The organism is Hydrogenophaga sp. L76, from assembly GCF_057654755.1.
In genome coordinates this window covers 3,131,268-3,150,249 of sequence record NZ_CM172807.1, presented here as the reverse complement: position 1 = coordinate 3,150,249, position 18,982 = coordinate 3,131,268, and the positions used below count along the sequence as shown (strand labels likewise).

The following is an 18,982-nucleotide window of genomic DNA, read 5'->3' as shown; positions in this document are numbered from 1 at the left end:
GATCACCACCCGAGTGTTCTGCAAAGCGGGCGCCTTGACCAGTATCAAACCGTTTCAACATGTGAAGGGCCCGACCGGCCTTGCACGCTGAGGACTTCAGATGCGGGTGGCATCGGCCCGCCGGCGCGCGAAGTCCACGAACCAGTCGAGGCAACCCGGGTTGGCCATGGCTTCCTTGTTGATCACCTTGTCCAGCGGCTGGCCGAGCAGCAGTTTCTTGATCGGCAGCTCCTGCTTCTTGCCTGAGAGCGTGCGCGGGATCTCGGCCACCTGCAGGACTTCGTTGGGCAGGAAGCGCGGTGACAGCGCGGTGCGGATGGCGCCGTTGATCCTGGCCGTCATCGGATCGTCCAGCGTGAGCCCCGGGCGCAGCACCACGAACAGCGGCATGTAGCTTTCGCGGCCCAGGTATTCGAGGTCCACGACCATCGAGTCCAGCACCTCGGGCAGCGCCTCGACGGCGCTGTAGAGCTCGCTCGTGCCCATGCGCAGGCCGTGGCGGTTGATGGTGGCGTCGGAGCGGCCGTAGATGACGCAGGAGCCGTCGGGGTGGATGCGCAGCCAGTCGCCGTGGCGCCAGACGGCGCCGGCGTCTGCGGCGAGATCACCACCACCCGGTTTGCGGCCGTGGCCGGGCGGGTACATGTCGAAGTAGCTGCCGAGCAGGCGCTGGTTGTCGGTGTCGCCGACGAAGTACAGCGGCATGGACGGGATGGGTTGCGCGCAGACCAGTTCGCCCACTTCGTCGATGACGGGCTGACCCTGTTCGTTCCACGACTCGACCGCGCAACCCATGAGGCGGCACTGCATGCGGCCGGGCGTTTGAGGCAGTTCGCGGTTGCCGCCGATGAAGGCGCCGGCGAAGTCCGTTCCACCCGAAATGTTGCACCACCAGATGTCGCGCTGCGCATCGTTTGCAGCGATGGCCGCGAACTGCGCCGTGCCCCAGCGCTGAGCGTCCTCCGACAGCGGTGAACCGGTCGTGCCCAGTGCGCGCACCTGCGACAGATCGCCGCAGGTCGACAGGTCCACGCCCGCCTTCAGGCAGTTCGCAAAAAACGCCGCGCCGGCGCCGAAGAAGGTCACGCCGAGTTCGGATGCAAAGCGCCAGAGCGTGGTCCAGTCGGGCTGGTCTCTGGGGCCACCGGGGTTGCCGTCGTAGAGCACGCAGGTGGTGCCGTTGAGCAGGCCGCTGGTCTGTGCGTTCCACATCACCCAGCCGGTCGAGCTGTACCAGTGGTAACGCTCGCCCCAGCTGTTGGGCGCGTAGCTGCAGCCCACGTCGTTGTGGATGATCTTCAGTGCCATCGCCACGATGACCGTGCCGCCGTGGCCGTGCACGATGGGCTTGGGCAGGCCGGTGGTGCCGCTGCTGTAGACGATCCACAGCGGGTGGTCGAACGGCAGCCACAGCGGCTCGAAAGCGGCGGTGGCCGCGTCGTAGCGCGCGGTGGCGGTGCTGAAGGCGGTGCAGGGTTGGGCGGCTTCGAGCGCGCGGTCCACCGCGGCCGGGTCTTCGGCCAGGTTGGTGTGCAGGATCACGTGGCGCACCGTGGGCAGCGCCGCGCGCAGTTCGGCCACCACGCCCAGGCGGTCGAAATCCTTCATGCCGTAGGTCACGCCGTCGCAGGCGATCAGCGCCACCGGCTCGATCTGTCTGAAGCGGTCGAGCACTGCGTTCGTGCCCATGTCGGGCGCGCACACGCTCCACACCGCGCCGATGCTCACCACCGCGAGAAAGGCGACCATGGTCTCGGGGATGTTGGGCAGGTAGGCGGCCACGCGGTCGCCGGGTTTCACGCCCTGGGCCTGCAGGTGCAGCGCGAGCGACGCGACCTGGCGCCGCAATTGGGGCCAGCTCAGTTCGACATGGCGCCCCTTTTCGTTGCGACTGACGATGGCCGGGAAGCCCGCGGCATGGGCCGGCATCACATGGCGCAAGACCTGCTGCGCGTAGTTGAACTGTGCGCCCGGGAACCACTTCGCCCCCGGCATCACGTTGCGCTCCAGCACCGCCGTGTGCGGCGTGGGCGACTGCATCTCGAAGTAGTCCCAGATGCTTTGCCAGAAGGCGTCGAGATCGGTGGTGGACCAGCGCCAGAGGGCGTCGTAGTCGGCAAAGTGCAGACCGCGGTGCTCCGCGAGCCATTGCTGGTAGAGGCGTATCTGGGGGATGTGGGGCGCGGGGATGCCCGGCGTGGTGCTCATGGTGGCTCGCTCTTGGTTCGGGCCCTGGGGGCCTGTTGTCTCCGTCTGCCGCGAGGGTAGCAGCGCACCCCTGACCGCGCCACTGCCGAGGTGACAGGGCCCCCTGCGGTATAACCCGCGCATGCTTCTGCCCGCCCCCACACTCGAACCCGCTCTGGACCTCACGGTCTTCGTCGCCGCGCCCATCGAGGCGGGCGAGATCACCGGGCTCAACAGCCGCGGCAAACGCCGCATCATCCCCATCACCGGGGGCTCGGTCAGCGGCGCCATCCACGGCCGGGTGCTGCCCGGCGGGGCCGATTTCCAGCTCGTGGTGAGCGACACCTGCGCTGACCTTGACGCGCGTTACCTGCTGCAGCTGGACGACCCCGACTGGGCGGGCGCGCATGTGTTCGTGCAGAACCGCGCGCTGCGCCGCGGCTCGCCGGAAAACATCGCCAAGCTGGTGCGCGGCGAGCCGGTGGACCCGGCCGCCATCTACTTCCGCTGCGCGCCGACCTTCGAGGTCTCGCACCCGGCGCTGGCCTGGATGACACAGAGCCTCTTCATCGGCACCGGTGCGCGTTTCCCCGACCGGGTCGAGATGCGATTCTTCCGCGTGGCCTGACGCGTATCAAGGCGCGTGCACCGGCCGCGACGCCAAGATTGCAGCGGCCCTGTCCCGCCCGCGTCGCGCCTGCTGCAACGCAGCATGCGTGCCCTCAGACCACCCGGCAGAATCGCCGCCACCCGACACCCGCTTTCCACAACCACAACAAGGAGTTTTCATGGGCATGTTCAGCTGGACAGAAAAGTCATCGGCCACGCTCGACGGCGGTGGCGTCATCGCCCCCGACGAGCGCCTGCCATGGCCGCAGACCATGGTCATGGGTGTGCAGCATGTCATTGCCATGTTCGGCGCCACCGTGCTCGCGCCCCTCCTGATGGGCTTCGATCCCAACGTCGCCATCCTCATGAGCGGCATCGGCACGCTCATCTTCTTCTTGATCACCGGCGGCAAGGTGCCGAGCTACCTGGGGTCGAGCTTCGCCTTCATCGGCGTGGTGATCGCGGCCAGCGGCTACGCCGGCCCCGGCCCCAACGCCAACCTGGGCGTGGCGCTGGGCGGTATCGTCATCTGCGGTCTGGTGTACACCGTCATTGGCTTCATCGTGCACGCCACCAATGTCCGTCACACCAGGTCCACGCCCATGGCCGGCATGGAAGTGGAAGAAGTGGAAGAAGGCGTGGCCGTGCACTGGATCGAGCGCCTCATGCCGCCGGTGGTGACCGGCACGGTGGTGGCCGTCATCGGCCTGAACCTCGCCGCCATCCCGATCAAGAACATGGCACCCACCGGCTTCGACGCCTGGATGCAGGCCGTCACCTTCATCAGTGTCGGCCTGGTGGCCGTGTACACGCGCGGCATGACGCAGCGCCTGCTGGTCCTGGTCGGTCTGATCGTGGCCAGCGTGATCTACGCCGTGCTGACCAACGGCCTGGGCCTGGGCAAGGCGATCGACCTCTCGGGCATTGCCAGCGCGGCCTGGTTCGGTTTGCCGACGTTTGCCGCGCCGGTGTTCGAGGCCCAGGCGATCCTGCTGATCGCACCGGTGGCGCTGATCCTGGTGGCCGAGAACCTGGGCCACATCAAGGCCGTGAGCGCCATGACCGGGCGCGACCTCAACCCCTACCTGGGCAAGGCCTTCATCGGCGACGGCGTGGCCACCATGGTCAGCGGCGCCTCGGGTGGCACCGGGGTGACCACCTACGCCGAGAACATCGGCGTCATGGCCGCGACCAAGATCTACTCTACCGCCATCTTTTTCGTCGCCGGCATCATGGCCATCGTGCTCGGTTTCAGCCCCAAGTTCGGCGCGCTGATCCAGGCCATTCCGCTGGCCGTGATGGGCGGTGTGTCCATCGTGGTGTTCGGCCTGATCGCCATCGCAGGCGCCAAGATCTGGGTCGACAACAAGGTTGATTTCTCCAACAACAAGAACCTGCTGGTGGCGGCGATCCCCCTGGTGCTGGGCACGGGAGACTACACGCTGCGTTTCGGCGAATTTGCGCTCGGCGGCATCGGTACCGCCACCTTCGGCGCGATCGGGCTCTACGCCCTGCTCAACCGCAAGGGCTGAGCGGCAGAGCACGGAGCACCACCCCGGGGCATGGAACGGTGCCGCCCCCTGGAGCGGGCACCGGCGCCACCACCAGCTGGCCATTCACCACGCGCGCGACGTCGTGGGTGGCGTCCTGCCGTTCGTGGTCGTCACCGGTGAGTCTGGCTTCGTTGAAGCGGCCCTTCAGGCCCGACGAGAACGACTCGGCGGCGTTGCTGGAGATCCCGGAGCCAAACAGGTCGCGCGTCACGCTCATGTGGAAACTGGCCTTGCGCAGCAGCTGGCGGTCGCTGGACAGGTCCACGTTGTTGGGGATGTTCAGATCGCCGCCTGGCCCCCCGGCGCCGATCAGGGCAAACCCCCATGCCTGCAGCAGCGGGCTGTTACCCCCGCCACCGGCCGCGCTCCAACAATCGTCTCCACCCCCAACCACCAGGAGACGAGCATGGGCAAAAAACTGTTGATGATCTGCGGCGACTACTGCGAAGACTACGAAACCATGGTGCCGTTCCAGGCGCTGCAGGCGGTGGGCCACACGGTGCACGCCGTCGCACCCGACAAGAAGGCCGGCGACTTCATCCACACCGCCATCCACGATTTCGAGGGCGCGCAGACCTACAGCGAAAAGCCCGGCCACCGCTTCACGCTCAACGCCACGTTCGCCGACGTGAAGCCCGAGAGCTACGACGGCCTGGTGATTCCCGGCGGGCGCGGCCCCGAGTACCTGCGCATGCACGCCAGCGTGATGGCGCTGGTCAAACACTTCACCAGCAGTGGCAAACCGGTGGCCGCCGTCTGCCACGGTGCGCAGCTGCTGGCCGCCACGGGCGACATCCAGGGCCGCACCATCTCGGCCTACCCGGCCTGCCAGGTGGAGGTGGAACTCGCGGGCGCCACCTACGCGAACATCGCGGTGGACGAAGCCGTGACCGACGGCCCCTTTGTCACCGCGCCCGCCTGGCCGGCGCACCCGGCGTGGATCGCGCAGTTCCTGGTGGTGCTGGGCACGAAGATCACGCATTGATGTGAATCACCCGCGCCTGAAGCCGCCGACAATGCGGCTTCGTCCGCCAACGCAGGAGTGCTGCCATGTGTGAAGTCTTCATCAGCGCCGACCCCGAGAGCTACGCCAGCCGCACCCGCTCGGTGCGGCTGCACGGCGTGGTGACCAGCATCCGGCTGGAGAACCTCTACTGGGACGTGCTGACCGAGATCGGCGAACGCGACGGCATGGCGGTGGTCGCGCTGATCGAGAAGCTCTACGACGAGCTGGTGGCCGCGCGCGGCGAGGTCGGCAACTTCGCGTCTTTCCTGCGCGTGAGCGCGCTGCGCTACATGGCGCTGCAGGCCCACGACCGCATCCCCATGGACAACGCGGTGCCGATCCGCTCGCTCGACGCGCGCGCCGTGCTGCACGCGCTGCCGGCGCACTGGGCGCTGCCGTCCCCGGCGGTGTCGGGCACGGTGGTGGCGCTGCGCCGCAAGGGTTGAGCGGCGGGCACAGGTGACACCCGGCGCTGTGCGCGCCGGTGGTGGGCCGCTACAGTGTGGCGATTCCTCCCCCAACCCGCAGCCTGTTCAGCCCCATGACCCTCTGGAAAAAACCGATCTCCGTCGAAGAACTCACCGCCATCCACCTGGGCACCGCCGTGCAGCACCTGGGCATCGAATTCCTGGCCGTCGGCGACGACTTCATCCGCGCGCGGGTGCCGGTGGACAGCCGCACGAAACAGCCCTACGGCCTGCTGCACGGCGGCGTGAGCGTGGTGCTGGCCGAAACCCTGGGCTCGTGCGGCGCGGCCTACAGCTGCCCCGAAGGCCACCGCGCCGTGGGCCTGGACATCAACGCCAACCACCTCAAGGGCGCCACCAGCGGCTGGGTCACCGGCGTCACGCGGCCGGTGCACATCGGCCGCACCACCCAGGTCTGGCAGATCGACCTCACGAACGAGGCCGGCGAGCTGACCTGCGTCTCGCGCATCACCATGGCGGTGCTGGCGCCGCGTTAGGGACGGATTGCAGGGGTTGACGTTTTTTGTTACAAAACCGATAGGCAAGGCGTACAGTCCAGTTCACTCCTCTGATACCACCATGGACTCCATCCTGCCTTCCAACGACGACATCGGCCACTACCTTTCGCTGATGGTCGCGCATGGAGCCTCGGACTTGTTTCTCTCCAGTGGCAGCTCGGCGGCGCTCAAGGTCCAGGGCGTGGTCCGGCGCTTGCCAGAGCCTCCGCTGGACCCGGCGCGCACACAGCGCCTGGCCTATTCGGTGATGCGCGAATCACAGATCCGCGACTTTGAAGCCACGCTGGAAAGCGACCTGGCCATCGCCCTGCCCGGCCTGGGTCGTTTCCGTGTCAACGTCTACCGCCAGCGCGGCGACGTGGCCGTGGTGGTGCGCCACATCAACGCCAAGATTCCCTCGCTGGACGGGCTGAAGCTGCCGCCGGTGCTGAAAAAGCTGGCCCAGCTCAAGCGCGGTCTGGTGCTGGTGGTGGGCGCAGCGGGTTCGGGCAAGTCGACCACGCTGGCGGCCATGCTGGACCACCGCAACCGCAACCTGAGCGGCCACATCCTCACCGTCGAAGACCCGATGGAGTTCGAGCACAGCCACGGCCTGTCCATCGTGGACCAGCGTGAGGTGGGTCTGGACACGCAGTCGTTCGACGAGGCCCTTCGCCACGCCATGCGAGAGGCGCCCGACGTGATCATGATCGGCGAGATCCGCGACCGCGAAACCATGCAGCACGCCATGGCCTACGCCGAAACCGGCCACCTGTGCGTCTCGACACTGCACGCGAACAACGCCAACCAGGCGATCCAGCGCATCCTGAACTTCTTCCCCGAGACCGCGCACAGGCAGATCCTGATGGACCTGTCGCTCAACCTCAAGGGCGTCGTGGGCCAGAGGCTGATCCGCGGCGCGGAGGGCAATCTGGTGCCAGCGGTGGAGGTGATGCTGCTTTCGCCCTACATCGCCGACCTGATCCAGAAGGGCCAGACAGACGACATCAAGGAGGTGATGGCCAAGAGCAATGATCTGGGCATGGCCACGTTTGACCAGTCGCTCTACGAGCTCTACGAGCGCGGCGAACTCACGGCCGAGCAGGCGGTGGACAACGCCGACTCGCGCACCGACCTCTCGCTGCGCATCCGGCTGCACCACGGGCAACGGCCGCAAGCCGGCGGCCTGCGCATGGTCCCGAAATGAGCCGGCCGGCCCCGGCGCTCAACCGGTTGACGCGGCGCCAGCGACGGGCCTGGGCTGGCCACGTTCGCAGCGCCCGTGTGCACTGGCCACACCGCGGAAATCGCTGCTCCAGGACTGGGCGGCGGTATTGATCTGGATGCGCTCGTTGTCCAGCGACGTGAGGATCACCGTGCCACGGATCGCAAAGGTGTACACCGGCACACCATCGATCAGCACCGAGCGCACACGCTGCTGGTCGTATTCAATCGCGACCGTGCGCGTCCAGACGGTGCGGGCTGGCAGGTAGGCGGCCTCGCACACCAGCACCACCTGGCTCGTTGCCGGCGGTGTCTGGCTGTGGGCGACCGCGCTGAACGTCAGCGCCAGCACCGCGGCCATCCGCACAGGTTTCATTCGGCGCCGCCCTGCGCCATGCGTTCGCTCTTCCAGTAGACGTCGTCGCCACCGTTCATGCGGTTGAGCACGCGCGCGAGCACGAACATCAGGTCCGAGAGGCGGTTCAGGTACTGGCGCGGGGCTTCCTTGATCGCTTCTTCATTGCCCAGCGCCACCACGACGCGCTCGGCACGCCGCGCCACGGTGCGGCACACGTGTGCCTGGGCCGCAGCGCGGTTGCCCGCGGGCAGGATGAATTCCTGCAGGCGCGGCAGCTTTTCGTTGTAGGTGGCCAGGGCCTCGTCGAGCGCGAGCACGGCCTCGGGCTTGAGCAGCTCAAAACCCGGGATGGACAGTTCGCCGCCCAGGTTGAACAGCTGGTGCTGGATCTCCACCAGCAGCGTGCGCACATCGGTGGCCATGTCTTCGCACAGCAGCACGCCGATGTGCGAGTTGAGTTCGTCCACGTCGCCCATGGCGTGCACGCGCAGGCTGTTCTTGGAGACGCGGGTGTTGTCGCCGAGGCCGGTGGTGCCGGCGTCGCCGGTGCGGGTGGCGATCTGGGTGAGTCGGTTGCCCATGGCGGATTCCTTGGTGTCGGCTGTGCGGGGAAGCTTGCATTGTGCGGGATTCGGCGCGCGTTACACCGGGCAGGGAAATGTGTCTGCGGCAAGCGGAATGTCATGCAGGCAACAGCCGGCAAAACCATTGGCGCTGCTCGGTGTGCTGCTATGAAATAACAGAACCCCGCGCTTCAGGGCACGGGGTTCTGTTCAATCTCAAGGAGCCAAGAACCATGTTTGATCGACAACACCACACCCTGTTCGAAGTCCGCAGCGTCCTGCTGTTCGCCGCCCTGACCATGGGCTCGACCAGCGCCCTGATGGCCCAAAGCACCGCCCTGCCCGCGTTGGCTTCCAGCGACCAGGCCATCAGCGCCGCCTTCACCAGGGCCGACAAGAACGGTGACCAGGCCCTGAGTGCCGAAGAGGCCAAGACCTTGCCCGCGGTGTCGCAGCAGTTCACCCAGATCGACGCCAACGGCGACGGCACCCTTTCGCTGGCGGAGTTCAGGGCGGCCATGAAGGATCCCAAGTCCTGATCGCCTGAACAAAGCGTGAACCCGACAGGGGCATTGCGCAACGCTTCTCCCGGCGGGGGGCTGGCAGTAAACTGGGCCGTTTTTCGCTCGGCCCAGTTTGGAGACTGCCATGAACGCCCCCGCCCAACTCGCCCATCTGGTGCCCGACATCCAGCAGCGCCCCGTGCCTGCGGAACTGTTGGCGGCGCTGCAATCCCGTTTTGGCGCACAGTGTTCCACCGCGCTGGCGGTGCGCGAGCAACACGGCCGCGACGAGTCGGTATACGACGTGCCGCCGCCCGCCGCCGTGGTGTTTGCGCTGAACACACAGGACGTGTCGGACGCGGTGAAACTCGCGGCGTTGTACAAGGTCCCCGTGATCCCGTTCGGTGTCGGCTCCTCGCTTGAAGGCCACCTGCTGGCCGTGCAGGGCGGCATCAGCATCGACGTCAGCCGCATGGACCAGGTCTTGTCGATCAACGCCGAAGACCTGACCGTGACGGTGCAGCCCGGCGTGACGCGCAAGGCCGTGAACGAAGCGGTCAAAAGCGAAGGCCTGTTCTTCCCCATCGACCCGGGTGCCGACGCCTCCATCGGCGGCATGGCGGCCACGCGCGCCAGCGGCACCAACGCCGTGCGCTACGGCACCATGCGCGAGAACGTGCTGGCACTGGAGGTGGTGACCGCGCAAGGCGAGGTGATCCGCACAGGCACCCGCGCCAAGAAGAGCAGCGCCGGCTACGACCTCACGCGCCTGATGGTGGGCAGCGAAGGCACGCTGGGCGTGATCACCGAAGTCACGCTCAAGCTCTACCCGCTGCCCGAAGCGATCTCGGCCGCGACCTGCTCCTTCCCCACCATCGAAGCCGCGGTGCGCACCGTGATCCAGGTGATCCAGCTCGGCGTGCCGATCGCGCGCTGCGAGCTGATCGACGCCAACACCGTGCGCATGGTCAACGCCCACAGCAAGCTGGGCCTGCGCGAAGAACACATGCTGCTGATGGAATTCCACGGTTCGCCCGCGAGCGTGAAGGAACAGGCCGAGACGGTGCAGGAGATTGCCAGCGAATTCGAGGGCAACGCCTTCCAGTGGGCCACCACGCCCGAAGAGCGCACCCGCCTGTGGACCGCGCGGCACAACGCCTACTTCGCCGCGATCCAGAGCAAGCCCGGCTGCCGCGCCATTTCCACCGACACCTGCGTGCCCATCAGCCGCCTGGCCGACTGCCTGCTCGATTCCGTGGCCGAGGCCGACGCCAGCGGCATCCCCTACTTCCTGGTCGGCCACGTCGGTGACGGCAATTTTCACTTCGGTTACCTGATTGACCCGGCGATCCCGGAAGAGCGCGAACGCGCCGAGGTGCTGAACAACCAGCTGGTGGCCCGCGCGCTGCGCCTCGAAGGCACCTGCACCGGCGAACACGGTGTGGGCCTGCACAAGATGGACTTCCTGCTCACCGAAGCCGGCACGGGCGCGGTGGACATGATGCGCAGCATCAAGCGCGCGCTTGACCCCGACAACATCCTGAACCCAGGCAAGATCTTTGCGCTCTGAGCCACCGCCTGGCGGTACGCTGTGAAAGCCCTGCCCTGCACCGAGACTCCCCAAAAAGAGGGACGGCTGGCGACCCTGCGTGCGCGGTGGTGACCGCTGGGTGTGACCGAATGCCGTTGAAGATGTAAACTTTACGACTCAAAATTACCCGGTTGTGGAGGTGTCACATGAACAGACTGCTGCTCCCCCTGCTGTTGGCGTCGTCCGCCGTGTTCGCACAGGACGCCGTGCCCACCGTTCGCATCTGCGACAGCAGCGGGTGCTCGGATCGCCCACGCGACAGTGCCACCTTCCAGCCCGAAGCCACCGACCCGGTGGCCGAGCAGCGCCTGCTGCAGCTGACCGAAGTCGCCCGTGACGACCCCCGTGCCGCCTACGACCTGGGCCTGCGCTACTTCCGTGGCGACGGGGTTCCCAAAGACAGCTACCTGGCGATCAAGTGGATGCGCGAAGCCGGCGAACGCGGCGTGGTGCCTGCCCAGTTGGCGCTCGGGCGCTTCTACCTGATGGGTCTGGAGGAAATGGGACCGGATCCTGCCGAGGCCGAAAACTGGCTGTCCATGGCCGCCGCCAAGGGCAACAAGGAAGCTCAAAAATGGCTGCCCCAGGCCCGGGCCGCGAAGAAGGACGAAAAGAGCGCCTACGAATGGCGCGAGTCCCAGCGCAAGACCTGGTATGGCGGGTGGAATGCTGCCTATCCTTATTACGGATACTGGGGTCCGAACGGCTGGAAATACCGTTAAACACCCCCCAGCTGTTCTTTTTTTCTGATCACTTTTTTCCTACATCAACAGAGAGTTCATCCATGAGCAAAACCACCTCCTCCCTCCGCTGGGCCGCTTTGGCTGCCTCCCTCGCACTGGCCGGCTGCGGCGGCGGTGGCGGCGGCCTCCTCACCACCGGTACCAGCAACACCGCCACCACCGGTGCGGCCGCTGGAGGCACCAGCATGAACGCCAGCAGCGGCCTGCAGCGCTGCGATTCGCCGCTGGGCACACTGGCCGTGGACGACGGCCGCGGCAAGGAGTGGTACGCCAGCTTCGGACGCGAAACCCAGGTCACCACCATCGAGCCGCTGATCCGCCTGGCGGTGCAGCAGTCCAACTGTTTTGTCATCACCGCGATCGGCAACACCCGCACCGAAAGCAAGATTTCCGCGATCACCGACAAGCAGCGCAACTCGGGCGAGTTCCGTGCCGGCTCCAAACAGCAAAAGGGCCAGCGTGTGGCTGCCGACTACTACCTGGAGCCCGCCGTGATCATCGACAACGAATCCACCGGCCAGATCGCCGGCGCGCTCGGCGGCCTGTTGGGCGGGCGTAACCGCAACCTGGGTGTGCTGGCCGGCTCGCTGGAAAGCAAGGCCTCCGTGGTCACCATGACCCTGCTGGACATCCGCTCGGGCGTGCAGATCGCCATCTCCGAAGGCAACGCCACGGCCACCAACTACGGTGCCGCGCTCGGTGCCTTCGGCCCCAGCGCCGGCGGGGCCCTCAGCGGCTTCTCACGCACCCCGGCCGGCAAAGCCACCGTAGCTGCGTTCACCGACGCCTACAACAACATGGTCATCTCGCTGCGCAACTACAAGGCGCAGGAAGTCAAGGGCGGCCTGGGCCGCGGTGGTCAGCTCAAAGTCGGGAACTGAGCCCCCACGCTCCGCCGCTGTGCGGGTCGCTGCCCCCCGAGGGGGCTGATCCGCCTTGGGGCGGCCCGGCGGCGGATCGTCGCCCCCCTGCGCCGCTGCGCGGCGTCCCCCCGGGGGGACGATGCCTTTGGGCCGGCGGAGCCGGACCTTCGGCATCTGCTGGTGGGGCTTCCCTCCTTCGAACAAGGCCTCCTTCGGGAGGTCTTTTCTATTGGGCGTGCGCCCTGGGCTGACTTGGATCTGTCGCCGGAGGATGGATCTCTTTGCCCAATGACAGGCAGCGCAATCGGCGCGCAATGTCTTGCACAGGGGCGCCGACGATCCGGCTTCGCCGGTCAAAGGGCGCCGTCCCCCTTGGGGGGAGCCGCGAAGCGGCGCAGGGGGTTACTTCCTCAACTTATCGATCAGCCCATTGAGCTCGTCCAGCGAACCGAACTGGATCGCCAGTTCGCCCAGCTCCTCCACCCGACCATGGCGCTTCACGCGCTTTTTCACCCGGACCTCCACCTCGGCGGTCAGCAGGTCCGACAGCTCTTCTTCGACGCGCTTGATGTCGCGCGACTTTTCTTTTTTCAGCTTCTGCGGTGCCAGCGCGAACTCCGCGGTCAGTTTTTTCACCAGGCTCTCGGCCTCGCGCACCGACATTTTTTTGGCCGCGATCTGGTTGCCGGCCGTGATCTGGGTCGCCTTGTCCAGCGTCAGCAGCGCACGCGCGTGGCCCATGTCCAGGTCGCCCGCCATCAGCATGGTCTGCACCGGCTCGGCCAGCTGCAGCAGGCGCAACAGGTTGCTGGCCGCGCTGCGCGAGCGGCCCACCGCCTGTGCCGCCTGTTCGTGAGTGAGCCCAAACTCCTTCACCAGACGTTGCAGGCCCTGGGCTTCTTCCAGCGGGTTCAGGTCTTCGCGCTGGATGTTTTCGATCAGCGCCATGGCGGCGGCCGATTCGTTGGGCACATCGCGCACCAGCACCGGCACGCTGTCCAGACCCGCCAGCCGGGAAGCACGGAAACGCCGCTCACCGGCAATGATTTCGTACTTACCGGCGTTCGGGCCGTCGGCGAGCTTGCGCACCAGGATCGGCTGCATGATGCCCTGCGCCTTGATCGACTCGGCCAGCTCGTAGAGCGCGCCCTCGTCCATGCGCGTGCGCGGCTGGTAGACGCCCGGCACCAGCTCGGTCAGCAGCAGACTGCTCGGCGTCTGGTTGCGCGCGTTGTCCTGCGCGTCGGGCGAAGCGGCTTCCGCCACTTTGGGGCCCAGCAGGGCTTCGAGTCCGCGGCCCAGGCCTTTGGGTTTTTTGGTGACCATGTCAGATGTCTCTTTCGGTGTAGCCAGACTGGCGCTGATGGCGAATGCGCAGCACGCGCACAGCCTCCAAGTGGGACAGATAACGGTATTTGACGAGGTAGCCGCTTTTGCCCCGGTGGAGGATCAGTTCGCGCAGGCCGTCTTCCATCGGTCGTCCGATACCGGGTTGATGGGTCAGCACCTGCAAGCCGTCCAGCACAAACGCCAGCAGCTCGGGGGCCGTCGGGTCATCTTGGGCCAGCAGGAAGTCCACCAGTTCTTCAAGATCGATCCAGGCATCTTCGGCCAGCTGTACGGTGATGGGCATCAGCGAACCACCGGGCGCAGCGGCGGCCGCTCAGGGCGTTCGCCTCGCGCACGCGCTTCGAAATAGGCCTTCACGTCTGCCAGGTCATAACCACCGCGTGCCAGCATGTCCTGCTCGGCCGCCAGTGCGTCCTGCGTAAACTGCTCGCGCAACCGTGCCCGTTCGGACGCATCGGCCAGGGTCCGCACCATGTAGGCGTGGCTGGAGAGGCCTTGCTTGCGCGCGTCCTCGTCGATGGCCGCCTTGAGTTCGGCGGGCAATTTCAAACTGGTGGCGATGGTGGGGGGCATGGCGAATCTCCAACGAGTAGTCAGACTTGACTACTTGTGCAGTCTAGCAGCAGCCGATGCCCTTCGGGCCAGTCGCCCAGACCCGATTCGGCGTTGATGTGGCCGCGTTCGCCGAGGTCGACGAAGCGCGAGCCCCAGCTCTCGGCCAGGCCCTGCGCGCGCTCGAAGCTGCAATACGGGTCGTTGCGGCTACCCACCAGCATGCTGGGGAACGGCAGGCGCTGGCGCACGATGGGTGACCAGCTGGGCAGCACCGGGCGCATTTCTTCGCGCTCGGCGTCACCGGGTGCGACCAGCAGCGCGCCCTGTACGCGGTGCGTGCTGCGCGACACCTGGGCCCAGGCAGCGGTGAGGATGCAACCCAGGCTGTGGGCAACCAGAACCACCGGGCCTTCACAGCCGAGGATGACGTCTTCCAGCCGTGCGATCCAGTCGCCGCGGCGCGGGGTCATCCAGTCGTGCTGGTCCACGCGGCGGTAGCCGTACAGAGTTTCCCAGCGGCTTTGCCAGTGGTCCGGCCCGCTGTTCTGCCAGCCGGGCAGGATGAGCACGTTGTGGGGTTTCACGTGAAACACAGCCGCGCTCACATCTTGTCGATGCGTGCCACCATTTCGGTGGCGAAGGTCACAAAGGCCTGGCTGCCCTTGGCCCCCGGATCGAACACCACGCCCGGCAGGCCGTAGCTGGGCGCTTCGGCCAGGCGCACGTTGCGCGGGATCACGGTGTCGAACACCTTGTCGCCAAAGTGCGCCTTGAGCTGGTCGCTCACCTGCTGCTGCAACGTGATGCGCGGGTCGAACATGACGCGCAGCAGGCCGATGATCTGCAGATCCTTGTTGAGGTTGGCGTGCACCTGCTTGATGGTGTTGACCAGATCGGTCAGGCCTTCGAGCGCGAAGTACTCGCACTGCATGGGCACGATCACGCCGTGCGCCGCGCACAGGCCGTTGAGCGTGAGCATGCTCAAGCTCGGCGGGCAGTCGATCAGCACGAAGTCGTAGTCGGCTTCCGCCGCGGCCAGCGCGGTCTTGAGGCGCTTTTCACGCCGCTCCACGTCCACCAGCTCCACCTCGGCGCCGGCCAGTTCCCGGTTGGCACCGAGCACGTGGTAACCGCACTTCTCCGAAAAGATGGCGGCCTCCTTGACGGTGGCCGACTCCAGCAGCACGTCGTAGACGGACAGCTCCATGCTGCGCTTGTCCACGCCCGAGCCCATGGTGGCATTGCCCTGCGGGTCGAGGTCGACCATGAGCACCCGCTGCCCCACCTTGGCCAGGCCGGCGGCCAGGTTGACGGTGGTGGTGGTCTTGCCGACACCGCCCTTCTGGTTGGCCACACAAAAGATCTTCGCCATCTGGTGTCCCGGTGCTTATTTGGAGATGGCCAGCTTGATGCCGAAGCCGATGAGGAAGACGCCCGCGAGCTTTTCCAGCGTGCGGGCAATGACCGGGTTGGCGCGCATGCGCTCTGCCAGAAAGTGCGTGAGCAGCACGGCGGTCAGGCCATAGAAAAAGGTCAGCACCGCGACGGTGGCGGCCATGGCACCGAAGGTGATCAGGCCCTGGTGCTTCGCAGGGTCCACAAACAGCGGGAAGAAGGCCATGTAGAAGACGATGGCCTTGGGGTTGAGCAGGGTGATGGTGAGCGCCTGCTGGAAATACTGGCGCGGGCGGATATTGAGCACGGGTTTGGCGCCGGGCTTGGCGGTGAGCATCTTCCAGCCCAGCCAGGCGAGGTAGGCAGCGCCCAGCCACTGCACCGCGGCGAAGGCCGCCGGGTACGCCGCGAGCAGCGCCGCCACCCCTGCCACGGCCATCCACATCAGCACCTGGTCGCCTGCGATCACGCCGAAGGTGGCGGCCAGTCCGCCGCGCATGCCCCCCTTGCTGGTCGAGGTGATCAGCGCGAGATTGCCCGGGCCCGGAATGGCCAGAAACAGGACGATGGCGGCGACGAACGCGCCGTAATCAGCGATGCCGAACATGTGAAAACCCCGGGAGTTGAGGGACTGAGTTTACGTGACCCTCCCTCTTCGTTTGGCGTTGCTTTGGGTTGTGTTGCGTTTTGCGTTTTGCGTTCGTAGCGTGCGTTCAAAGGACGTCCACATCCGCCACTCCCCGGACGGAGGCGGCATGCGCTGGCGCGAGGTCTTCGCGATGAGCGGGGATGCGAGAAAGCTCAGACCGAAGGCGACGGGCGCAACCAGACGATGCAACGCTCCGCATCCAGCCCCGGCACCACCAACTGTTCCACGTGAAACACCGACACCGAAGCAGGCAGCGCAGCGATCTCGTCCGCCGGGTGTTTGCCCTTCATCGCCATCCATACCGCGCCCGGCTTCAAGGCCGATGAAGACCAGGTCGTGAAATCCACCAATGAGGCAAATGCCCGCGAGCAGATCACATCAAAGCCGCCCTCTTCCGCTTTCAGCGCCTCCACCCGGGCGTGCACGCCGCGCAGGTTCGGCAACTTCAGCGCGGCCGACGCCTGCTGGATGAAGGCCGCCTTTTTGCCCACCGTGTCCACACAGCTCACCTGAATCTGCGGACAGGTGATGGCGATCACCACGCCCGGCAACCCGCCACCCGAGCCCACGTCCAGCAGCTTGATGGGCTGGCCACCGGTCTGGCGCAGCAGCGGGCCGACGGCCGCCAGACTGTCCAGCAGGTGGTGCGTCATCATCTCCGCCGGATCGCGCACGGCGGTCAGGTTGTAAACCTTGTTCCACTTCTGCAGCAGCGCCAGGTAGTCCAGCAGCAGACTCACCTGTTCGTCGCTCAGTTGCAAGCCCAAAGCTTGAAGACCAGAAGTCAGCACATCCCGGCTCATGCCTCGGCGCCTTCCACCGCCACAGTGGCAAAACCCTTGAAGCCGCCCTTCTTCAGGTGGATCAGCAGCAGCGAGATGCTGGCCGGCGTGATGCCCGAGATGCGCGAGGCCTGACCGAGCGTTTCGGGCCGGTGCTTGGCCAGCTTCTGCCGGGCCTCGAACGAGAGCGCGGCCACCTGCAGGTAGTCCAGATCGGCGGGCAGCTTCAGCCCCTCGTAGTGCGACGCCCGCTCCACCTCGCTCTTCTGGCGGTCGATGTAGCCCGAGTATTTCGCGGCGATCTCCACCTGCTCCACCACCGGCTCCAGCAAGTCACCCAGCGTTTCACGTGAAACATCGGGGTTCACATACTTGCCCGCGTCCATGCCCACCAGATCGGCGTAGCCCACGGCCGGTCGGCGCAGCAGGTCGAACAGGTTGTGCTCGTGTTCGATGGCCTTCCCCAGCACCCGTTCGCTCTCGGCCGCCGGCAGGTTGCGCGGGTTCACCCAGGTGGATTTGAGGCGCTCGGTTTCCCGCGCCACCGCGTCGCGCTTGCGGCTGAAGGCATCCCAGCGGGCGTCGTCCACCAGACCCAGCTGGCGGCCGGCTTCGGTCAGGCGCATGTCGGCGTTGTCCTCGCGCAGCTGCAGGCGGAACTCGGCGCGGCTGGTGAACATGCGGTAGGGCTCGGTCACGCCCTGGGTCACGAGGTCGTCCACCAGCACACCGAGGTAGGCCTCGTCGCGGCGCGGCAGCCAGGCGTCTTTGCCCTGGCACTGCAGCGCGGCGTTGAGCCCGGCGAACAGGCCCTGGGCCGCCGCCTCTTCGTAGCCGGTGGTGCCGTTGATCTGGCCGGCGAAGAACAGGCCCTGGATCTGTTTGGTCTCGAAGCTGTTCTTCAGCGAGCGCGGGTCGAAGTAGTCGTATTCGATGGCGTAGCCCGGGCGCAGGATGTGGGCGTTTTCCAGCCCCGGCATGCTGCGCACCAGCGCGTACTGGATGTCGAACGGCAGGCTGGTGCTGATGCCGTTGGGGTAGACCTCGTGGGTCGTCAGGCCCTCGGGCTCCAGGAAAATCTGGTGGCTGTCCTTGTCGGCGAAGCGGTTGATCTTGTCTTCCACACTCGGGCAGTAGCGCGGGCCCACGCCTTCAATCTTGCCGGTGAACATGGGGCTGCGGTCGAAACCGCTGCGGATGATCTCGTGCGTGAGCAGGTTGGTGTGGGTAATCCAGCACGGCACCTGCTTGGGGTGCGGCACGGATTGCCCCATGAAGCTGAACACCGGCACAGGCTGGTCGGGGTTCATGCCGCCGGGCACGCCGTCGCCGGGCTGTTCCTGGCACTTGGAATAGTCGATGCTGCGGCCGTCCAGGCGCGGCGGCGTGCCGGTTTTCAGGCGCGCCTGGGGCAGTTTCAGCTCCTTGAGCCGGGCCGAGAGGCTGATCGCCGGCGGATCGCCCGCGCGGCCAGCGGCGTAGTTGTTCAGGCCGACATGGATCTTGCCGTCGAGAAACGTGCCCGCCGTCAGCACCACCGTGCGGCTGCGGAAACGGATGCCCACCTGTGTGACGGCGCCGACCACCCGGTCGCCCTCCACCATCAGGTCGTCCACCGCCTGCTGGAACAGCCACAGGTTGGGCTGGTTTTCCAGCATGCGGCGGATCGCGGCCTTGTACAAAATGCGGTCGGCCTGGGCGCGGGTGGCGCGAACCGCCGGGCCTTTGGAACTGTTGAGGATGCGGAACTGGATGCCGCCCTCGTCCGTGGCCAGCGCCATCGCCCCGCCCAGCGCGTCCACCTCTTTCACCAGGTGGCCCTTGCCGATGCCGCCGATGCTGGGGTTGCAGCTCATCTGCCCCAGCGTCTCGATGTTGTGCGTGAGCAGCAGCGTGGTGCAGCCCATGCGCGCGGCGGCGAGCGCGGCCTCGGTGCCGGCGTGGCCACCGCCGACGACGATGACATCAAACTCTTGTGGGTACAACATGGTGAAAGCTCCAGGGCACGGCGGCTGGCGCGCTGCCCGACAATGCGGATGCGGTGTGTTTCACGTGAAACACCCGCCGCCCGGCCGGCGTCTGGCTCG

Annotated in this window: 22 protein-coding genes; 10 read left to right on the top strand and 12 right to left on the bottom strand. The window is 66.5% G+C overall.

Features of this window, described 5'->3' with window-relative positions; all coding sequences use genetic code 11:
• Positions 1-96 precede the first annotated feature (96 nt).
• Positions 97-2,208 (bottom strand): acetoacetate--CoA ligase, encoded by a 2,112-nt coding sequence (locus AC23D4_RS15215; protein ID WP_472888978.1) that lies wholly within the window; start codon positions 2,206-2,208, stop codon positions 97-99.
• 121 nt (positions 2,209-2,329) lie between these two features.
• Here AC23D4_RS15215 and AC23D4_RS15210 point away from each other — a divergent pair, with 121 nt between their 5' ends.
• Positions 2,330-2,815: a DUF3237 domain-containing protein gene (locus AC23D4_RS15210; RefSeq protein WP_472888977.1), complete on the top strand. Its 486-nt coding sequence runs from the start codon at positions 2,330-2,332 to the stop codon at positions 2,813-2,815.
• A 160-nt stretch (positions 2,816-2,975) separates the two neighbouring features.
• Entirely contained in the window at positions 2,976-4,328 is a 1,353-nt protein-coding gene (locus tag AC23D4_RS15205; RefSeq protein ID WP_472888976.1) for a solute carrier family 23 protein, read from the top strand.
• Here AC23D4_RS15205 and AC23D4_RS15200 read toward each other — a convergent pair.
• Complete coding sequence (locus AC23D4_RS15200; RefSeq protein WP_472888975.1) at positions 4,312-4,743, bottom strand: hypothetical protein; 432 nt, start codon at positions 4,741-4,743, stop codon at positions 4,312-4,314. The two genes, AC23D4_RS15205 and AC23D4_RS15200, sit on opposite strands and share 17 nt — an antisense overlap.
• A gap of 12 nt (positions 4,744-4,755) precedes the next feature.
• Between AC23D4_RS15200 and AC23D4_RS15195 the strand changes: the two genes are divergently transcribed.
• From AC23D4_RS15195 to AC23D4_RS15180, 4 genes are all read left to right on the top strand, one after another.
• Complete coding sequence (locus tag AC23D4_RS15195; RefSeq protein ID WP_472888974.1) at positions 4,756-5,334, top strand: DJ-1/PfpI family protein; 579 nt, start codon at positions 4,756-4,758, stop codon at positions 5,332-5,334.
• Positions 5,335-5,399: 65 nt separating this feature from the next.
• Positions 5,400-5,801 carry a ribbon-helix-helix domain-containing protein gene (locus AC23D4_RS15190; protein ID WP_472888973.1) on the top strand — a complete coding sequence of 134 codons (402 nt, stop codon included), beginning with the start codon at positions 5,400-5,402 and terminating at the stop codon, positions 5,799-5,801.
• 95 nt (positions 5,802-5,896) lie between these two features.
• Positions 5,897-6,319 carry a hotdog fold thioesterase gene (locus tag AC23D4_RS15185; protein WP_472888972.1) on the top strand — a complete coding sequence of 141 codons (423 nt, stop codon included), beginning with the start codon at positions 5,897-5,899 and terminating at the stop codon, positions 6,317-6,319.
• An 82-nt stretch (positions 6,320-6,401) separates the two neighbouring features.
• Positions 6,402-7,526, top strand: a complete 1,125-nt coding sequence (locus tag AC23D4_RS15180) for a PilT/PilU family type 4a pilus ATPase (protein WP_472888971.1) — start codon at positions 6,402-6,404, stop codon at positions 7,524-7,526.
• Between the two features lie 18 nt (positions 7,527-7,544).
• Here AC23D4_RS15180 and AC23D4_RS15175 read toward each other — a convergent pair whose 3' ends face one another.
• Positions 7,545-7,919, bottom strand: a complete 375-nt coding sequence (locus tag AC23D4_RS15175; protein ID WP_472888970.1) for a hypothetical protein — start codon at positions 7,917-7,919, stop codon at positions 7,545-7,547.
• The gene (locus AC23D4_RS15170; RefSeq protein ID WP_472888969.1) at positions 7,916-8,482 is read right to left on the bottom strand and encodes a cob(I)yrinic acid a,c-diamide adenosyltransferase; all 567 of its coding nucleotides are present in this window, start codon (positions 8,480-8,482) and stop codon (positions 7,916-7,918) included. Before AC23D4_RS15170 ends, AC23D4_RS15175 begins: the two co-directional genes overlap by 4 nt.
• Positions 8,483-8,697: 215 nt before the next feature.
• Here AC23D4_RS15170 and AC23D4_RS15165 point away from each other — a divergent pair, with 215 nt between their 5' ends.
• From AC23D4_RS15165 to AC23D4_RS15150, 4 genes are all read left to right on the top strand, one after another.
• Positions 8,698-9,003 (top strand): EF-hand domain-containing protein, encoded by a 306-nt coding sequence (locus AC23D4_RS15165; RefSeq protein ID WP_472888968.1) that lies wholly within the window; start codon positions 8,698-8,700, stop codon positions 9,001-9,003.
• 109 nt (positions 9,004-9,112) lie between these two features.
• Complete coding sequence (locus tag AC23D4_RS15160; protein ID WP_472888967.1) at positions 9,113-10,537, top strand: FAD-binding oxidoreductase; 1,425 nt, start codon at positions 9,113-9,115, stop codon at positions 10,535-10,537.
• Between the two features lie 167 nt (positions 10,538-10,704).
• The gene (locus tag AC23D4_RS15155; protein WP_472888966.1) at positions 10,705-11,280 is read left to right on the top strand and encodes a tetratricopeptide repeat protein; all 576 of its coding nucleotides are present in this window, start codon (positions 10,705-10,707) and stop codon (positions 11,278-11,280) included.
• Positions 11,281-11,342: 62 nt separating this feature from the next.
• Positions 11,343-12,182, top strand: coding sequence for a hypothetical protein (locus AC23D4_RS15150; protein WP_472888965.1), 840 nt, complete (start codon positions 11,343-11,345; stop codon positions 12,180-12,182).
• Between the two features lie 384 nt (positions 12,183-12,566).
• Here AC23D4_RS15150 and AC23D4_RS15145 read toward each other — a convergent pair whose 3' ends face one another.
• The 8 genes from AC23D4_RS15145 to mnmG all read right to left on the bottom strand — a co-directional run bounded on the left by AC23D4_RS15145 (position 12,567) and on the right by mnmG (position 18,883).
• Positions 12,567-13,490, bottom strand: coding sequence for a ParB/RepB/Spo0J family partition protein (locus AC23D4_RS15145; RefSeq protein ID WP_472888964.1), 924 nt, complete (start codon positions 13,488-13,490; stop codon positions 12,567-12,569).
• A gap of 1 nt (position 13,491) precedes the next feature.
• On the bottom strand, positions 13,492-13,797 hold the full coding sequence (locus tag AC23D4_RS15140; protein WP_472888963.1) for a type II toxin-antitoxin system RelE/ParE family toxin: 306 nt from the start codon (positions 13,795-13,797) through the stop codon (positions 13,492-13,494).
• A complete protein-coding gene (locus AC23D4_RS15135; RefSeq protein WP_472888962.1) occupies positions 13,797-14,087 on the bottom strand; it encodes a ribbon-helix-helix protein, CopG family in 291 nt (96 codons plus the stop codon). Before AC23D4_RS15135 ends, AC23D4_RS15140 begins: the two co-directional genes overlap by 1 nt.
• A gap of 20 nt (positions 14,088-14,107) precedes the next feature.
• On the bottom strand, positions 14,108-14,653 hold the full coding sequence (locus AC23D4_RS15130; RefSeq protein ID WP_472888961.1) for an RBBP9/YdeN family alpha/beta hydrolase: 546 nt from the start codon (positions 14,651-14,653) through the stop codon (positions 14,108-14,110).
• 17 nt (positions 14,654-14,670) lie between these two features.
• Positions 14,671-15,441 carry a ParA family protein gene (locus AC23D4_RS15125; protein ID WP_472888960.1) on the bottom strand — a complete coding sequence of 257 codons (771 nt, stop codon included), beginning with the start codon at positions 15,439-15,441 and terminating at the stop codon, positions 14,671-14,673.
• A gap of 15 nt (positions 15,442-15,456) precedes the next feature.
• Positions 15,457-16,071 carry a LysE family transporter gene (locus tag AC23D4_RS15120; RefSeq protein ID WP_472888959.1) on the bottom strand — a complete coding sequence of 205 codons (615 nt, stop codon included), beginning with the start codon at positions 16,069-16,071 and terminating at the stop codon, positions 15,457-15,459.
• Between the two features lie 194 nt (positions 16,072-16,265).
• Positions 16,266-16,916, bottom strand: coding sequence for a 16S rRNA (guanine(527)-N(7))-methyltransferase RsmG (gene rsmG / locus AC23D4_RS15115; RefSeq protein ID WP_472888958.1), 651 nt, complete (start codon positions 16,914-16,916; stop codon positions 16,266-16,268).
• Entirely contained in the window at positions 16,913-18,883 is a 1,971-nt protein-coding gene (mnmG, locus tag AC23D4_RS15110; protein ID WP_472888957.1) for a tRNA uridine-5-carboxymethylaminomethyl(34) synthesis enzyme MnmG, read from the bottom strand. Before mnmG ends, rsmG begins: the two co-directional genes overlap by 4 nt.
• Positions 18,884-18,982 lie beyond the last annotated feature (99 nt).

Coding starts and splice junctions, on each gene's coding strand:
- AC23D4_RS15215 (WP_472888978.1), bottom strand. CDS start 2,208: ATGAGCACCACGCCGGGCATCCCCGCGCCCCACATCCCCCAGATACGC.
- AC23D4_RS15210 (WP_472888977.1), top strand. CDS start 2,330: ATGCTTCTGCCCGCCCCCACACTCGAACCCGCTCTGGACCTCACGGTC.
- AC23D4_RS15205 (WP_472888976.1), top strand. CDS start 2,976: ATGGGCATGTTCAGCTGGACAGAAAAGTCATCGGCCACGCTCGACGGC.
- AC23D4_RS15195 (WP_472888974.1), top strand. CDS start 4,756: ATGGGCAAAAAACTGTTGATGATCTGCGGCGACTACTGCGAAGACTAC.
- AC23D4_RS15190 (WP_472888973.1), top strand. CDS start 5,400: ATGTGTGAAGTCTTCATCAGCGCCGACCCCGAGAGCTACGCCAGCCGC.
- AC23D4_RS15185 (WP_472888972.1), top strand. CDS start 5,897: ATGACCCTCTGGAAAAAACCGATCTCCGTCGAAGAACTCACCGCCATC.
- AC23D4_RS15180 (WP_472888971.1), top strand. CDS start 6,402: ATGGACTCCATCCTGCCTTCCAACGACGACATCGGCCACTACCTTTCG.
- AC23D4_RS15175 (WP_472888970.1), bottom strand. CDS start 7,919: ATGAAACCTGTGCGGATGGCCGCGGTGCTGGCGCTGACGTTCAGCGCG.
- AC23D4_RS15170 (WP_472888969.1), bottom strand. CDS start 8,482: ATGGGCAACCGACTCACCCAGATCGCCACCCGCACCGGCGACGCCGGC.
- AC23D4_RS15165 (WP_472888968.1), top strand. CDS start 8,698: ATGTTTGATCGACAACACCACACCCTGTTCGAAGTCCGCAGCGTCCTG.
- AC23D4_RS15160 (WP_472888967.1), top strand. CDS start 9,113: ATGAACGCCCCCGCCCAACTCGCCCATCTGGTGCCCGACATCCAGCAG.
- AC23D4_RS15155 (WP_472888966.1), top strand. CDS start 10,705: ATGAACAGACTGCTGCTCCCCCTGCTGTTGGCGTCGTCCGCCGTGTTC.
- AC23D4_RS15150 (WP_472888965.1), top strand. CDS start 11,343: ATGAGCAAAACCACCTCCTCCCTCCGCTGGGCCGCTTTGGCTGCCTCC.
- AC23D4_RS15145 (WP_472888964.1), bottom strand. CDS start 13,490: ATGGTCACCAAAAAACCCAAAGGCCTGGGCCGCGGACTCGAAGCCCTG.
- AC23D4_RS15140 (WP_472888963.1), bottom strand. CDS start 13,797: ATGCCCATCACCGTACAGCTGGCCGAAGATGCCTGGATCGATCTTGAA.
- AC23D4_RS15135 (WP_472888962.1), bottom strand. CDS start 14,087: ATGCCCCCCACCATCGCCACCAGTTTGAAATTGCCCGCCGAACTCAAG.
- AC23D4_RS15125 (WP_472888960.1), bottom strand. CDS start 15,441: ATGGCGAAGATCTTTTGTGTGGCCAACCAGAAGGGCGGTGTCGGCAAG.
- AC23D4_RS15120 (WP_472888959.1), bottom strand. CDS start 16,071: ATGTTCGGCATCGCTGATTACGGCGCGTTCGTCGCCGCCATCGTCCTG.
- rsmG (WP_472888958.1), bottom strand. CDS start 16,916: ATGAGCCGGGATGTGCTGACTTCTGGTCTTCAAGCTTTGGGCTTGCAA.
- mnmG (WP_472888957.1), bottom strand. CDS start 18,883: ATGTTGTACCCACAAGAGTTTGATGTCATCGTCGTCGGCGGTGGCCAC.